At 57.0% G+C, this 15,024-nt stretch carries 16 protein-coding genes; all 16 read left to right on the top strand.

What is annotated here, in order from left to right; translation table 11 throughout:
- Positions 1 to 20: 20 nt before the first annotated feature.
- The 16 genes from SDD30_RS01845 to SDD30_RS01770 all read left to right on the top strand — a co-directional run bounded on the left by SDD30_RS01845 (position 21) and on the right by SDD30_RS01770 (position 14,991).
- Positions 21 to 293, top strand: a complete 273-nt coding sequence (locus tag SDD30_RS01845) for a DUF1292 domain-containing protein (RefSeq protein ID WP_434073230.1) — start codon at positions 21 to 23, stop codon at positions 291 to 293.
- A 106-nt stretch (positions 294 to 399) separates the two neighbouring features.
- The gene (locus SDD30_RS01840) at positions 400 to 1,728 is read left to right on the top strand and encodes a VanW family protein (RefSeq protein ID WP_434073229.1); all 1,329 of its coding nucleotides are present in this window, start codon (positions 400 to 402) and stop codon (positions 1,726 to 1,728) included.
- A gap of 185 nt (positions 1,729 to 1,913) precedes the next feature.
- The gene (mltG, locus tag SDD30_RS01835) at positions 1,914 to 2,972 is read left to right on the top strand and encodes an endolytic transglycosylase MltG (protein WP_434073228.1); all 1,059 of its coding nucleotides are present in this window, start codon (positions 1,914 to 1,916) and stop codon (positions 2,970 to 2,972) included.
- Between the two features lie 129 nt (positions 2,973 to 3,101).
- A complete protein-coding gene (locus tag SDD30_RS01830; RefSeq protein ID WP_434073227.1) occupies positions 3,102 to 3,755 on the top strand; it encodes a redox-sensing transcriptional repressor Rex in 654 nt (217 codons plus the stop codon).
- 520 nt (positions 3,756 to 4,275) lie between these two features.
- Entirely contained in the window at positions 4,276 to 5,586 is a 1,311-nt protein-coding gene (locus SDD30_RS01825; protein WP_434073226.1) for a YeiH family protein, read from the top strand.
- Between the two features lie 210 nt (positions 5,587 to 5,796).
- Positions 5,797 to 6,459 carry a respiratory nitrate reductase subunit gamma gene (locus SDD30_RS01820; RefSeq protein WP_434073225.1) on the top strand — a complete coding sequence of 221 codons (663 nt, stop codon included), beginning with the start codon at positions 5,797 to 5,799 and terminating at the stop codon, positions 6,457 to 6,459.
- On the top strand, positions 6,459 to 7,838 hold the full coding sequence (locus SDD30_RS01815) for a (Fe-S)-binding protein (RefSeq protein WP_434073224.1): 1,380 nt from the start codon (positions 6,459 to 6,461) through the stop codon (positions 7,836 to 7,838). The genes SDD30_RS01820 and SDD30_RS01815 overlap by 1 nt, the downstream gene beginning before the upstream one ends.
- A 133-nt stretch (positions 7,839 to 7,971) precedes the next feature.
- On the top strand, positions 7,972 to 8,289 hold the full coding sequence (locus SDD30_RS01810; RefSeq protein ID WP_109205289.1) for a TusE/DsrC/DsvC family sulfur relay protein: 318 nt from the start codon (positions 7,972 to 7,974) through the stop codon (positions 8,287 to 8,289).
- Between the two features lie 63 nt (positions 8,290 to 8,352).
- Complete coding sequence (locus SDD30_RS01805; protein ID WP_434073223.1) at positions 8,353 to 8,607, top strand: TusE/DsrC/DsvC family sulfur relay protein; 255 nt, start codon at positions 8,353 to 8,355, stop codon at positions 8,605 to 8,607.
- A gap of 3 nt (positions 8,608 to 8,610) precedes the next feature.
- Entirely contained in the window at positions 8,611 to 9,735 is a 1,125-nt protein-coding gene (locus tag SDD30_RS01800) for a ferredoxin-like domain-containing protein (protein WP_434073222.1), read from the top strand.
- 36 nt (positions 9,736 to 9,771) lie between these two features.
- Positions 9,772 to 10,845, top strand: coding sequence for a ferredoxin-like domain-containing protein (locus SDD30_RS01795; protein ID WP_434073221.1), 1,074 nt, complete (start codon positions 9,772 to 9,774; stop codon positions 10,843 to 10,845).
- Between the two features lie 16 nt (positions 10,846 to 10,861).
- Positions 10,862 to 12,262, top strand: a complete 1,401-nt coding sequence (locus tag SDD30_RS01790) for a cobyrinic acid a,c-diamide synthase CobB (protein ID WP_434073220.1) — start codon at positions 10,862 to 10,864, stop codon at positions 12,260 to 12,262.
- Complete coding sequence (locus tag SDD30_RS01785) at positions 12,259 to 13,161, top strand: helix-turn-helix domain-containing protein (RefSeq protein WP_434073219.1); 903 nt, start codon at positions 12,259 to 12,261, stop codon at positions 13,159 to 13,161. Before SDD30_RS01790 ends, SDD30_RS01785 begins: the two co-directional genes overlap by 4 nt.
- Positions 13,161 to 13,388 carry a sulfurtransferase TusA family protein gene (locus SDD30_RS01780; protein WP_434073218.1) on the top strand — a complete coding sequence of 76 codons (228 nt, stop codon included), beginning with the start codon at positions 13,161 to 13,163 and terminating at the stop codon, positions 13,386 to 13,388. The genes SDD30_RS01785 and SDD30_RS01780 overlap by 1 nt, the downstream gene beginning before the upstream one ends.
- 227 nt (positions 13,389 to 13,615) lie before the next feature.
- Positions 13,616 to 14,710, top strand: a complete 1,095-nt coding sequence (selD, locus tag SDD30_RS01775) for a selenide, water dikinase SelD (protein WP_434073217.1) — start codon at positions 13,616 to 13,618, stop codon at positions 14,708 to 14,710.
- Positions 14,707 to 14,991, top strand: coding sequence for a thioredoxin family protein (locus tag SDD30_RS01770; RefSeq protein WP_434073331.1), 285 nt, complete (start codon positions 14,707 to 14,709; stop codon positions 14,989 to 14,991). The genes selD and SDD30_RS01770 overlap by 4 nt, the downstream gene beginning before the upstream one ends.
- Positions 14,992 to 15,024: the final 33 nt, after the last annotated feature.

The raw sequence follows: 15,024 nt of genomic DNA, 5'->3' as shown, positions 1-15,024 counted from the left end.
CTGGAAAAAGGGGTGAGGTCATGGCCGATGAGGAGAATACTATTATCCTGACGGATGATGAAGGCCACGAACACGAGTTTATCGTTGTCGACATTCTGAATGTAGAGGATGACGAGTATGCCATCCTCTTGCCGGCGGCAAGCGCCGACAATGAAGGCGAGGCCATTGTGTTAAAGATTGGCCTGGACGAGGACGGAAACGAGATCCTTTTTGAAATCGAGGATGAAGACGAGTGGCAGCGGGTCGCCCAGGCCTGGGAAGACGCCGTCGCTGAAACCGAAGAGGAAGAGTAAGTAAAAGCCCGCCGGGTAACTGGCGGGCTTTACCTATATTTGTTTTGTATCTCCAGCCTGGCTAGGGCATATTATAATTTAGAGAGTTTTGGCGGGAAGTGAGCCCATGGCCAGGTGGAAGCTAGGGGTTCTGCTCTTTTTCTTGCTAGGGCTGGCAGGTCTGACCCTGGCAAGATTTTATTTTACCACCCGCATTTTACCAGGGGTAACCATTAGCGGCCGCCCGGTGGGCGGGATGGATTTGGAAGAGGCCAGAAAAGTTGTGGCAGACCTGGCTCGGGAGCTGGAAAACCGGCCGGTCAATCTACGTCTGGGAGGGCAGCTGCTGGCTACCACTCCGGGCGCCCTGGGCCTGCAGATCGATCTTACCGCCACCCTGGATACGGCTTATGCCCTTGGCCGCCGGGGCGGGCTGGCCGAACGCCTGGCCCTGCTGGCACCCCGGAACCGCCGGGTAAAGCCGGTGACCCGGCTGGACCAGGAGCGCCTGCAGGAGGTGCTGCAGCGCCTGGGCAGCACCTGGCGCCAGGAGCCACGGGATGCCCGGCTGGAAATCGACGCCGGCAGCCGGCCCCGCCTGGTGCCGGCGGAAAGTGGGTGGCAGGTGGATACCGGGGTTTTGCCGACCCTGCTGGAAAAGCCTGCGCCAGGACAAACCATTGATGTTCCCTTAAACCGCCTGGAGCCCGGCCTGACTACGGCGGCCCTAGCCGCTCGCCGGATTACCCGCCAGGTGGCCAGTTTCAGTACCCTGTTCAACCCGGCCGAAGGAGAACGCGGCCATAATATCTGCCTGGCCGCCGGCGCCCTGGATGGCTCCTGGCTGCCTCCGGGGGCGACCTTCTCTTTTAACCAGGTGGTCGGTCCCCGGACGGTCGAACGGGGCTATCGGGACGCCTTGGTTATCGAAGAGAGCAATTTTGTTCTCGGCACCGGGGGCGGTGTCTGCCAGGTATCTTCAACCCTTTACAATGCCGCCCTCCTGGCCGGGTTGACCATTGTGGAACGCCAACCCCACGGCCTGCCCATTAGCTATGTCCCTCCCGGTCGCGATGCTACCGTAGCCTACGGTCTCATTGATCTAAAACTGCGCAATGATACTCCCTACTGGTACTGGCTAAAGGCCACGGTGGAGACTGGCAAACTAACCATGGCCTTTTATGCTGCCGACGAAGCACCCCGCGCCGAGGTCACCAGCCAGGTAACAGATACCCTGCCGCCGCCGGAAGAAGTCGAGTGGGTACCCACCTGGCCCCCGGACAGGGTGGAGGTCAAAAAGGAGGGCAAACCGGGCTGGCGCACCCGGGTGGTACGGGTTGTCTACCAGGGCGACCAGGCCGGGACACCGGAGATCGTCTCCCGGGATCTCTACCCACCCCAACCTCGGATCGTTCAGCGCGGGGGGAGTCGACCTGCCGGCCCTACGCCCAAGTAATTAGGGTATGTAAAGCAGAGGGCGTGAGGGTACAGGCGGCGGGCGACTTGGTTCGAGACGTCAGCAAACTCGAGCTGTGCCGCAGCGTGGCGGCGGTGAACGGAATAGCGCCAGTTTCCTGGGAACTATTGCTGCTATCCCCCGGATTCTGATATAATGAAAAAAATTGGACGGGGGACAAGTTGATGGGGGAAGAACTCGAAACAAATACCAATTATGCTCTAGAGGTAGCCAGGCCCTGGCGCCGCCGGGTCACAGTGTTGCTGCTCCTGGTGACCCTGCTAGCCGGAGTGGGTTGGTACTTTACGACCCTCCTGGCCCCCCGCCGCCCCGGAGCGCCATCGATAGAGGTCAACATTGCTCCGGGCGAAAATTCAGCTGCCATCGCCGCTACCCTAGCGGCGAAGGGGTTGATTCGGAGCCCCCTGGCCTTCCGGCTGGTGGCCCTTGCCCAGGGCGTGGACAAGCAGTTAAAATCAGGTAGTTATTTAATCTCTCCCGGCTGGCCCCTGCCGGCTATTACCCGCCTGCTGGCCAGCGGTAAAACCAGGGAGGTTGAGTTTACTGTCCCGGAAGGATATACAGTTCGCCAGATCGCGGCCCTCTTGCAGCAAAAGGGTCTGGTCCGGGAGGAGGATTTTTTAAAGGCAGCAGCCGCGGACTATCCCTTTGATTTTTTACAGGGCCTCCCACCGGGACCGGAGCATGTCCAGGGTTTTCTCTTTCCCGATACCTACCGGGTAGCACCGGGGACCCCGGCCCGGGAGATCGTCTTGATGATGCTAAACCGGTTTACCCAGGTCTACCAGGAGATCGCTTCGCAAAAAGATCCAAGCCTGGAATTCAACACTCGCCAGGTTGTTACCTTGGCATCTATTGTCGAGCGGGAGGCAAAACTAGATAGTGAGCGGCCCCTAATTGCCGGGGTTTTTATCAACCGCCTGCGGCGGGGGATGCGGCTGGAATCCTGCGCGACAGTAGAATACCTACTGCCGGCGCCCAAGGCGATCCTTACCTACCAGGACTTGCAGATAGATTCCCCTTATAATACCTACCGGGTGGCAGGCCTGCCACCAACACCCATTGCTGCACCCGGCCGGGCCTCTCTACTGGCGGTTTTAAAACCGGCAAAGACGGATTACCTTTACTTTGTAGCCAAACCGGATGGCTCCCACTACTTCAGTCGCACCCTGGCCGAGCATAACCAGGCTACTGCCCGTTACGAAACGGGTAGGGGCAGCTAGGGGTTCGGCGGAGCCTGGAGCCTATACCGCCAGCCCTGGTACTTCGGCTGTAACGATCTTTAACGTAGACTTTTTTACCGGATTTTTGCTATAATTAAACCCATACTGGTATAAGTGAGGAGGACCAAAATGCCTTTCCGGATTAAAATACCCCGCTCGACCATTGAGCGCCTACCCCTTTATTATCGCTGCCTGAATTTAATCGAAGACCACGGCATCGAGGAGATCAACTCCCAGGTCCTGGGGGTGCGGGTGGGTGTCGATCCCTCAGTAATCCGCAAGGACCTGGCCTGGTTCGGTGAACTTGGTAAAAGGGGAGTCGGCTATAATGTCAGTTATTTGAAAGACGCCATTGCGCGCATCCTGGGCCTGGATAAAGACTGGCCCCTGATCCTGGTGGGCGCTGGCAAACTGGGCTCCGCCCTGGCTGAACACAACCGCAAGTACGGCCAGCATTTTCATATAGCCGGCATTTTCGACCGGGATCCCGATAAAGTCGGCCGCCTGGTGGGGGGGCAGGAGGTCAGTCCCATGGAGGCCATGCCGGAGTTTATCAAGGAACACGACGTCAAGCTGGCTTTGCTGGCTGTACCGGCGGAAGAAGCCCAGCGGGTGGTCCTGGAGATGGTCAAGTACGGCATCAGGGGGATTTTGAGTTATGCTCCCATAACCCTGAGTGTACCGCCAGGGGTGATGGTTTATAACGCCGATTATAACCTGGACCTTCAAAGACTGGCTTATTATATCAGTAATGATGGCAGTTTAACCGGGGACGAAGATTGATAAACTCATATGTTTCGGTATTTATCGGCAGCCTTCCCAGAATGGCTGCTTTTCCTTTTTTGGAAAAAAATTTATAACCCCCGGCAGGAAAATTGTTATTGACGGCGAAATAAAATTAATAATAGCAATGGGAAAGCAACCACAAAATGACTAGAAAGAATGCATTGCAGCGTGTTGTGCGTCGGGGATTAAAATAAAAAACATTTATACCATTATTAGATTAATACTTTAAATTCAAAGCCCAGGACGCGGGGGCTCGAGCTTTAATTATAGCAAAAAAATATCTTGTCAAAGCAGGAATTTTACGGCTGATAGCGAAATAAAGAAATAAAAAGGAGAAAAGATTTATAATATCAAACGACATATTATAAATATCGTAGTTCTCTTTGTGAAAGTGGCTGCATGCCGGAGGGGGGGTGATGTGGGAGTTAACAGGAAAGGGGGATAGGAGCGGAAAGAAAAATAAGATAACTCAAACCAAATGACCGCTCGAAAAAAACATAATCTGGGGGGAGACAAAATGCCGAACGGTAACAAGCGTAGTCCCTTTCTAGCCAGTGAAGACTGGTGGTCAGTTTATCTAGGCCTCTTCTTAGTGCTATTGACCTACTTCGCCTTCAAAGCAGGTTCATCCTTGGACTTTTTGAAGGCCGCCATGCCGGTGGAGTGGCCGACTAAGAGCCTGGGAGCCCACTTCGCCGCTAATCTCGGTTCCTATATAGCCATGTACCTGGTTCTGCTGGTTCTAACCACCATTGCCGTCTCCGTAATGGGTGGCAAGGTGGGCCATTATATTGCCTCCTTTACGGTTTTATTCATCGCTTCCCTTATAATCCTGATTATTGGTAGCCAGCACACCATCAAACACTATGGTCTTGAGTACCCCTTCTGGTCCCTGGTCATTGGCCTGATTATCGGTAACTTCACTACACTACCCGAATGGTTTCAGGAAGGCGCCAAACGGACGGAATTCTTTATTAAAACCGGTATTGTCCTCTTGGGTGCCGGCCTCCCCTTTACAGTTATCGTTTCCGGTGGTGTCTGGGGTTTTCTGGAAGCCATCTGTATTGTTGCCGTTGGCTTTATCGTAGCCTTCACCATCGCCCGCCGGCTGGGTTATGACCCTCGTTTCGCCGCCGTCCTGGGTGCCGGCGGTTCCGTCTGTGGTGTTTCGGCCGCCATTGCCGTCGGTAGCTCCGTTAAAGCCGAGGAAAAACATGTCGGCTACGTAATTTCTCTGGTGGTCCTCTATGCGCTAGTTCTCATTTTCCTCCTGCCGGTTCTGGGGCGGCTCTTTGGCCTCAATGAGTATGTCACCGGGGCCTGGATTGGTGGATCCGAACTGGCCGACGCCGCCGGGTTGGCGTCGGCAGCCATGGTATCGGATAATGCCGTCAAAGCCTTCACCCTGGTGAAGCTCAATCGTGACGTGATGATCGGCGTCCTCTCCTTTATTTTCGCCACCATGGCTGTAACCCGCTGGGAGGCAGCAGCCAGCGGCGAACGCCCTAGCGCCATGGTTATCTGGGAACGTTTTCCCAAGTTCGTTCTGGCCTTTTTGGTAGCTTCGTTTATAACAACTTCCTGGGTCGTTTCCCTGGGCAAACCCGCTGTTGATGCTCATATCTCGGCCAACCTTAATACCATGCGGACCTGGCTTTTCGTCCTGGCCTTCCTGTGCATCGGTCTGAACACCAAGATCCAGGATATCCGGGCCATGGGCCGGAAACCCATCATCGCCTTCACGACAGTGGTCCTGGTTAATGTCATTGTTGGGTTTATCGTGGCCAACCTCTTCTTCGGCGGGATCATTGCCGCACCTTTGCACTAGAGTAGAGGCATTAAAGTTTACCACAACGGAAGTACCGCTACTAACAGCGGCCCCGGTTTTTACCGGGGCCGCTGTGTTTTAGTTATACCAAAAAAATTTCGCCGGGCAGCAGGAAAATAGGCCTGAACAGCGAAATACTTATCTTGTTCACGAGATTAATTTTATAAATATCATAGTCGCACTTGTGCGAACGATAGAGGAGGCCGGCTTATGGCTATCTGGCAGTCATTTATCGGCGGCATCCTGCCGTATGTATCCCTGGCGGTTTTGGTGGTGGGGCTGGCAACGAAAATTATTCTTTTGTTCCAGGCTCCCGTCAACCTCCACTGGGAACTCTTTCCCTACCCGCGCACCCTGGGGAGACAACTGGGTGAACTCTTGACCGAGGTTTTTACCCTGCGAAGCCTTTATAACTATAACCGTAAATTATGGTTGCCTTCTCTGACCATGCACTATGGCATCTACCTGGTGTTCTTCTGGTTCGTTTTCTTGCTGCTGGGCGCGCCCTTCGCCCTTTATCTGGGCCTGGCTGGAGGATGCCTGGCTGTAATCGGTTCCGGAGCCATCTTTTTACTGCGGGCCTGGACCCCGGAACTGCGCCAGATATCCACGCCGGTGGAGTATTTCAACCTGTTGCTTGTTTTCCTGGTGGCCTTTACTGCTTTGACCGGCGGGGTGGTAAGCGACTGGGCCTTCAGGACTTACTTAATCAGTTTATTCACCCTGCAACCCCGCTTGCCGTTGCCGGGCAGCTACCTGATCTTTCTCCTGGTATTCCAATTTTTTCTGGTTTACCTACCCTTTACCCGGATGGCCCATTTTGCCGTCAAATATTTTACCTACCACAAGGTCAAATGGGGTGAAATGGAATAATGCGTAAAGTCTTCGATGAGTACCGGGTCCTTGCGGATGAAACTCTGAAACCAGACGAACCGCGAGTGGAAAAATTCCTGCAGGCCATGCGTAAATCCCTGCAGCAGCGTGATAACTGGACCTTCTGGTTACCCTACACCCTCTCCCTGGATACCTGCATGAAGTGCGGCACCTGTGCTGAAGTCTGCCCGGTTTACCTGGCCAGCGGTCGTAAGGATATCTACCACCCGGTTTATCGTTCCGATATGCTGCGGAAGGTCTATAAGCGGTACTTTACCCTGGCCGGCCGTCTTTTCCCGGGCCTGGTCGGAGCCGAGGTTTTGACGGAAGACAAACTCAACGCCATGGCCGAAAATATTTACCGCTGCACCATCTGCCGCCGCTGCGCCTATGCCTGCCCGGTGGCCATTGATAACGGCCTGATCGCCCGGGAAACGCGCAAAATCTTTGACGCCATTGATATTGCCCCCGACGAGTTAAAGAAAAACGGCACCCAGAAGCAGGTCCAGATGGGTAACGCCACCGGCATGCCGGCGCCGGCCTTTTTCGATATGATCGAATTCCTGGAGGAAGAGATTGAGGACAGCCGGGGGTACAAGCTGAAAATACCTGTTGATAAACAGGGGGCCGAGTATCTCCTGATGCATAATGCCGGCGATTACCTGGCCTTCGCCGAAACGGTGATGGGCGCGGCCGAGGTTATGAACGCCGCCGGGGTCGACTGGACCCTCAACTCGCCGGAAACGGGCCTCAACGACGCTGTCAACTACGGGGTGTTTTATAGTGACAGCGAGTTTGCCAATGTCGCCCGGGCCCACATCGAAACGGCGAAGAAGTTAGGGATTAAGACCTTTGTCGTCGGCGAGTGCGGTCATGCCTTTGAGGCCCTGAAGTATTTGATCCAGCGCCTCATTCCGGCGGAAGACAGGCCCTTTGAGATCAAGAGCATCCTCGAACTGGAGGATCAGTGGATCCGGGAGGGGCGGATCAAGGTTGACCCCCAGCAGAACACCGAACCGGTGACCTACCACGATTCCTGTAAGCTGGGCCGCCTGGGGGGGCTTTATGATGAACCGCGGCGCATCATCCAGGCCTGCTGTACTGATTTCCGGGAGATGACCCCCAACCGGGAAATGAGTATTTGCTGCGGTGGTGGCAGCGGCTTTGCTATAATGGAGAAGGGTAATTTCCTTAAGTTCCGTATGGAAACCTACGGCAAACTAAAGGCCGAGCAACTTAAGGCCACCGGCGCTAGTATTGTAGCCCTGGCCTGCTCTAACTGCAAGGGCCAGTTCCGGGAGATTATCAATTATTATAAGCTGCCGGTGCAATTTATGGGTGTTAGCGAGCTGGTCGCCAATGCCCTGGTCCGCAGTTAATGAAAGGAGATGGACCTGAATTATCCCTGCTTACTGAACAAGTAAGGGCCGAGAAAGTGGGGATAAGAGGTTTTTACCTGTAGCCTAAATACCAAGGAACAGGTATAATAAAATCTAGCAGGAGGTGTTGTACATGCCGACAGTTAATCTTGCCGGTATCGAACTGGAAGTTGATGAAGATGGGTTCATGGCCGACCCCAGCAAGTGGAACGAGGCCGTAGCTCAGGCCCTGGCCACAGCCGAGGGGGTAACGGAAATGACGGAGGACCACTGGAAGCTGGTCAATTACCTGCGCCAGTACTACCTCCAGTTCGGTATTGCTCCGATGATTCGTAAGGTCTGTAAAGAAACCGGCTTCAGCCTGAAGCAGATCTACGACCTCTTCCCCAGTGGCCCGGCTAAAGGGGCCTGTAAGGTTGCCGGTCTACCAAAACCCACCGGCTGCGTGTAAAGAAGGGATCGGGCAGGGAGGCCAGCGCTTGCTGGCCTCTAGATCCATAGGGAGGTCTTAAAAGTGTTGCCGCCGGAAGAAAAGCGTGAGGTCATTAGAGTCAAGGCTGCAGAGCGGGGGCTGATCCTGACTGGAGAGCACTGGCACCTGATCGAGATAAGTTTTGATTATTACCGGCAGCACCAGACCATCTGCACTCTACGCAACTTGATTAAGCTGAGCGGCCTGGAGAAAAAAAGGATCTACAAACTCTTCCCCGGTAACCCGATTGGCGAGATCAGCCAGATTACCGGCCTGCCCATGCCCAAGGAGTGTTGAAATTTGCCGGAAATTACCCGGGATTTCCCCCTATGCCGGCAGCTAATGGCCGGGTTATCCCCGAGCCATATCCGGGAGATGGTTAACAGCAGTTATCCCCTGGCCATGTATGAAAGCGGGCTGGCAGCAGGGGAATCGGCCTACGGTCACGGCGGCTATATCAGTATCCCGGAGCTCCCGGCCGGGGTGGCTGTCCGTAACAGCCGCCGGCCGGATATTATCCAGGAATCCTCTTATATCCGCATCCTCTCACCGCCCGGGGGCTGGCTGGCAGCTGCCACCCTGGAAAGACTGGCCGAGTGCGCCGAAAAGTACGGCCGGGGGCTAGTTCACTTTACCAGCGGCGGCACGATAGAGATCTACACCGACCGCCGGCAGATGCTTCCTCTGGTAAAAGAGTTAAATGCTGGTGGCCTTGATGTAGGCTCCACGGGGGATGACCTGCGCTGTCTTACGGCCTGCTGCGGCCCGGTACGTTGTGAAATGGCCCTGGTGGATGCCCCGGCTCTGGCCACCTACCTGGGCCAGCGGTTTATCGACGACCAGCAGTATCCCGGTTATCCCCAGAAGGTAAAAAGCGCCGTTGCCGGCTGTCCCAACGACTGCGTCCGGGCCATGATGCAAAAGGATCACTCCTTTGTCGGCGTCTACCGGGACTGGCCGCAAATCGACGCCGACCTACTGGCCGGCTGGCTTCGGAAGGGGGGCGACCCGGCCATGCTCTTGGCCGCCTGCCCGGCTGGTGCCCTGGCCTGGGCCGGGGATACCCTGCAGCTGGACCGGGGACGATGCTGGCGTTGTATGGCCTGCATCAATTACTGCCCGGCTATCCGCCCTGGCCGCGAGCGGGGGGTGGCCTGGGTGGCCGGGGGCAAGTACGGCCACCGGGGTCCCCAGGGTCCCATGGTAGGTTATGTCCTGGTACCCTTTATCCCGGTAAAAGACGACGATTTTACCGCCATCGGTGATATCTACGGCGCCTTCCTGGAATTCTGGGCTGATAATGCCCGGAAAAAGGAGCGGGTGGGAGACTTTATCGCCCGGGTGGGTCCCGTAAAGATCCTGCAGGAACTGGGCCTGGAGGTCGAACCCCAAATCCTCTTGAGCCCTAAGCGCAACGTATATTAACAACGTAGAAGCCTATTTGTGAAGGAGAAGTCAAGGGTGGCCAACGACGACCTGCCGGCAGGGCTGATGCCCGATTACCGCCGCCAGATACCACCGGAACTAATGGCCTGTCGGGGCGATCTGGTCAGCCACGAACAGGTCCGCCCGGGGGTCATCCGGCACCTGGCCGCCGCCGGTACCGCCATCCTGACGGTCAGGATCATCCTGCCACCTAACGGCCTGTTAAGCGCGGCTACCCTGCGGCAGCTAGCCCGCTGGATTCGCACTTATGCCCGGACAGGCCGGCGTACCAGCCGCCAGGGCTTCGAGTTTGTAGGCGTCCGGCCGGAGCTCCTGGATACCTTCCTAGCCGAACTGGCCGCCGCCGGTTTTTCGGCTGGGGGGACCGGCAACAGCCTGCACCAGATAAAATGCTGTACCTCCTTTGTCCACTGCCAGAATGCCGCTGTCGACGCGCCCAGTATTGCCAAGGCCCTGGCCGACAGTTTATACCGGGAGTTTTCCTGCCAGGAATTGCCGGCACCTTTAAAGATATCCGTAACCGGTTGCCCTAACCAGTGCGGCGGCGGCGTCGAGGCCGACATCGGCATCTCCGGGTACTTGGCCACCGTTCCTCAGGTTGACGATACTGCCCTCATGGCGGCCAATATTGATTTCGGGCACTTGCTATCCGGTTGCCCGGTAGGGGCCATCCGGCCCCGCCAGGTAGCAGGGGGTACAACGGTGGTGATAAATGCCAACCGCTGTATTCGTTGTACCTCGTGCATCCAGGTGGCTCCAGAAGGGATTAAACCTGGACCGGAACGCTATGTATCTATTGCCGTCGGGGGGCACGGCGGTAATAGCCGGCGGGGACCGGAGATGGGGGCGGTAGTTTTCACCCGGGTACCGGCGGCAGCAGTCGGCTATGGGGCAATCATTGCCAGGGTGCAGCGCATTATTGCCGCCTGGCGGTCCCGGGGAAAACCAGGCGAAAGGCTGCATACCTTTGTGGAACGGTTAGGCTGGCCGGTCTTTTTGCAAACCATCGAGGCCAGCCCGGCAGCTGATATAGTTGATAACCACTTTCCGGTAACCAGCCTGCGTCAGGACCTGCACCTGAGGTATTGAAGGGGGAAACGGACCGGTGCGTTTAGTAATTGCAGCACCCCACGGCCGTTCCGGCAAAACAACTATCACCCTGGGCTTAATAGCCGCCCTGCGGCAAAAGGGTCTTATTGTGCAGCCCTTCAAAAAAGGCCCGGACTTTATCGATCCCAGCTGGTTAACCCTGGTGGCAGGCCGCCCCTGCCGCAACCTGGATCTTTATTTTTTACCGCCGGAGAAACTCCGGGAACACTTTGCTGTTACCTGCCAGGGCGCCGACCTGGGACTGGTGGAAGGGGCCATGGGCCTCTTTGACGGCCTGGACCTGGAGGGCAGTGATAGCACGGCTGCCGTGGCGCGCACCCTGGCGGCCCCGGTAATCCTGGTGATCGATGCCACCCGCATGACCCGGAGCGCCGCCGCGCTGGTGCAGGGTTTCTGCAACTTTGACCCCGGGGTCCGGATTGCCGGGGTAATTCTGAACCGGGTGGCCCGCGCCCGCCATGAGGACATCCTGCGGCGCTCCATTGAGCATTATACCGGCCTGCCGGTCCTGGGGGCCCTGCCCAAGAATAAAGACTTCGGTATACCGGACCGCCACCTGGGCCTGATCCCGGCAGTGGAAAACGAACGCCTCCACGTAATCCTGGAAGCCACCGGCAAGGCCATAGCAACGGCCGTCGACCTGGAGGCCCTCCTGGCCATTGCCAGCCGGGTTTCGCCAATACCGGTCCCGGTAGTAGAAACCGGAAGCATCCCACCGCGGGTACGCCTGGGTGTCTTTCAAGATCGCGCCTTTAGCTTCTATTACCCGGAGAACCTGGAGGCCCTGGTAGCCGCCGGCGCCGAACTGGTAAAGATCAATAGCCTGGAGGATGAGGAGTTGCCGGATATTCAAGGGCTCTATCTGGGGGGGGGGTTTCCCGAGGTTTTCGCCGCCCGGTTGGAAGCCAACCGGTCCCTGCGCCGCGGGGTGAAAGAGGCAGTGGCTGCCGGCCTGCCGGTCTATGCCGAGTGTGGCGGTTTAATGTACCTGGCCCGCAGGCTCAATTACCAGGGGCGCTGGTACGAAATGAGCGGCGCCCTGCCCTATGACATAACCATGTCCTCCTGTCCCCAGGGGCACGGTTATACGGCCCTGGAGGTCGCCGGCGATAGCCCCTTCCTACCCCGGGGTAGCCTGATCCGGGGCCACGAATTTCATCACTCGCGGGTAATTAACCTGGACCGTCATGAGCTGGCTTTCCTTTACCGGGTACGCCGCGGTTTTGGCCTTGACGGTCAGGTGGACGGTATTCTCTACCGGAGAACCCTGGCCGGCTACAACCATTTATATGCCCCGGCCAGCCCTGGATGGGCGCCCCGGCTGGTGGCCCTGGCGGCAGGTAAGGAAAATTTACAGGACGAAATAGTGCCTGGAAGGAAGGAGGGCCGGGAATGACCATCGGCGAGAAATTAAAAAAGCTCAGGGAAGAGAAGGGTATGCCATTGGAGGAACTGGCTGATCGCCTGGATATAGCCCCTGACTGCATGATCGAGGTCGAGGAGGGGACCAGGAGGCTGTCAGTGGCCACCTTGGCAGAAGTCGCTACCATTCTGGGGGTAGATGCCAGTTACTTTCAAGAAGAAAATGGTAATAAGAACGAGAACAACGTTGGCGCCCGGCTGCGGCGTCTACGGGAGCAAAAGGGGATTACCTTGAGTGAGTTGAGCCGCCGCTCCGGGGTGTCCCTGGCCCACATCAGCGAGATTGAGCGTTCCCGTTCTACCGCTTCCCTGAAGACCCTGGAGAAGCTGGCTGGCGTCCTGGAAGTCAGCACCAGTTCCCTCCTGCGTTCCAGCCAGGAGGATACCCTGGGTAACAGGCTGAAACGCCTGCGGGAGAAGATCGGCCTGACCCAGAAGGAACTGGCCCGGCAGATGGGAATTTCCCACAGCCTTATCGGCCAGATTGAAACCGACCGCATCCAGCCCTCCCTGGCTACCCTGAGCAGCCTGGCGGAAGCCCTGGGGGTTTCTACCTGCTATTTCCTGATGGAGGATGAGGAAGAAGAGCTCTACCTGGATTATCGCCTGGCTGCCGATATCCGGGAAGCCCTGCGCCGGCCTACCCTGCAGCAGGTCGTCCGCGACTTGGCGGGATGGAGTGACCGGGAGATCAAGGGTCTCCTTGATTTCCTGGGGATAATGAATGAAAACCGTCGCCCCCTGGAGGCTGAGGCCGAGGAGGAGTACCGGGAGCTAAAGGAGTTTGTCCAACGCAGCAGAGAAGAGGAAAAGAATCTGGTCCGCAACCTGCTCGGGTTGTTGAACAAGCACTACCGGGAGGCAGGGGTTTAGTGGCCGCCAAGATTCTTGATTGCCGGGGGATGACCTGTTCGGGACCCTTAATGGCTACAGTAAAAAGGATGAAGCGGTTGCGACCCGGACAGCTCCTGGAGGTATGGACCGATGACCTGGCGGCCGAGTTCGACCTCCCGGCCTGGTGCCAGGAGGCCGGGCATACCCTGGTAGCCGTGGAACCGCGGGAGGATTATTACTCCTTTTTAATCAAAAAAAAGGAGTAATACTTCCCCCTGCGGGAAGCAGGGAAAACCCCTTACCCGCAGCTACGGCATTTTTAACATTCAAGGGCTTCCCGGCGGGCCTTTTTCTTATGCCAATTTGTCATACATGGGTGGGAGAAAAACTGGTAGAATAAAAAGAGGCCTCCAGGGGGCTTATACCCCCCTGCGACAAATAAATATGGGGGGCACGGTAAAACAAGAGGCCAGATAAGAAGGGAGGTCGACAAATGGCAGCAAAAGATACCTGCGGCTTCAACCCCTTACCGGGAAAGCCTCGGCTGACCTCGCTTTCCTGCAGCTCCGGGTGAGCGGGGAAGATGGGTCCGGGGACCCTTAACCAGGTACTACAATACCTGCCGGCCATGGCTGACCCTAACCTGCTGGTAGGCATGAATAGTGTTGATGATGCCGGTGTCTACCGCTTGACCGACGACCTGGCTATTATCCAAACCGTCGACTTTTTTACCCCCATCGTCGATGATCCTTACCTTTATGGCCAGATTGCCGCCGCCAACGCTTTGAGTGACGTCTATGCCATGGGCGGGCGGCCAATAACGGCTTTGAATCTGGTGGCCTTCCCCAGCAAGAAAGTTGATATTACCGTCCTGGGCGAGATCCTGCGGGGGGGCGCCGATAAGATCCTGGAAGCCGGGGCGGTCCTGGTCGGCGGCCACAGCATTGACGACGATGAACCCAAGTATGGCCTGGCCGTTACCGGCGTCGTCCATCCCGACCAGATAATTACCAACTGCGCTGCTCGTCCCGGTGATCAGCTGGTCCTGACTAAACCCCTAGGCACGGGGATTATCACCACGGCGATCAAAGCCGAGATGGCCCCGCCGGGCCTGGAGGCGGAGGTTAGCCGCTGGATGGCCACCCTGAACCGGGAAGCAGCCCTGGCCATGGTAGCCGCCGGTGTCCATGCCTGTACCGATATCACCGGCTTCGGCCTCCTGGGCCACGGGCTGGAGATGGCCCGGGGTAGTGGTGTCGATCTGGTCTTGAACGCCGGGGACATTCCGGTCCTCCCCCAGGCTCGAGAACTGGCGGCCATGGGCCTGGTACCCGGGGGCGCTTATAACAACCGCCACTACGTGGAAAACAGTGTCAGCATCGACGCCGGTGTGCCGGAGGCCCTGCGAGACGTCCTTTATGATCCCCAGACTTCAGGGGGATTGCTCATTGCTGTCGGTAAGGACAGGGTAAAGGCTCTACTGGACGACCTGCTCGCCCGCGGGGTGAAGGCGGCCAGGGTTATCGGCCGGGTAGAGGCCGGCTCCGGAAAGGTAATTGTCTTGACTCAGGGCCGTCCGGATATATAATAATATTAGCAAAAAGCTATGGAGATGCACGGGCAGATGGAGATCAAGGTCCTGGGGGTGGCTGTGTTAACTGTCACAAACTGGAGCAGTTAAGCCGGCAGGTAGTAAACGAACTGGGGTTGGCGGCCGGTATTGAACTGGTTACTGCTATCAAGCAGATTATGGGTTACGGCGTCATGAGCACCCCGGCCCTGGTAGTTAACGGCAAGGTGCTGCTAGCCAGCCGGGTACCCAACAAGGCTGAGCTGACCAATATCCTTACCAGTGCTGCAACCGGGTAGGAGGGAGCCCCCTCCGGCGGAGCAAATTTCGCC

Origin of the sequence: Moorella naiadis (nom. illeg.) (assembly GCF_051020825.1) — a bacterium.
Taxonomy (GTDB): domain Bacteria; phylum Bacillota; class DSM-521; order Neomoorellales; family Neomoorellaceae; genus Neomoorella; species Neomoorella naiadis.
This window is presented reverse-complemented; position numbering and strand designations above follow the sequence as displayed.

Coding starts and splice junctions, on each gene's coding strand:
- SDD30_RS01810 (WP_109205289.1), top strand. CDS start 7,972: ATGCCGACAGTTAATCTTGCCGGTATCGAACTGGAAGTTGATGAAGAT.
- mltG (WP_434073228.1), top strand. CDS start 1,914: ATGGGGGAAGAACTCGAAACAAATACCAATTATGCTCTAGAGGTAGCC.
- SDD30_RS01840 (WP_434073229.1), top strand. CDS start 400: ATGGCCAGGTGGAAGCTAGGGGTTCTGCTCTTTTTCTTGCTAGGGCTG.
- SDD30_RS01845 (WP_434073230.1), top strand. CDS start 21: ATGGCCGATGAGGAGAATACTATTATCCTGACGGATGATGAAGGCCAC.
- SDD30_RS01785 (WP_434073219.1), top strand. CDS start 12,259: ATGACCATCGGCGAGAAATTAAAAAAGCTCAGGGAAGAGAAGGGTATG.
- SDD30_RS01820 (WP_434073225.1), top strand. CDS start 5,797: ATGGCTATCTGGCAGTCATTTATCGGCGGCATCCTGCCGTATGTATCC.
- SDD30_RS01830 (WP_434073227.1), top strand. CDS start 3,102: ATGCCTTTCCGGATTAAAATACCCCGCTCGACCATTGAGCGCCTACCC.
- SDD30_RS01815 (WP_434073224.1), top strand. CDS start 6,459: ATGCGTAAAGTCTTCGATGAGTACCGGGTCCTTGCGGATGAAACTCTG.
- SDD30_RS01825 (WP_434073226.1), top strand. CDS start 4,276: ATGCCGAACGGTAACAAGCGTAGTCCCTTTCTAGCCAGTGAAGACTGG.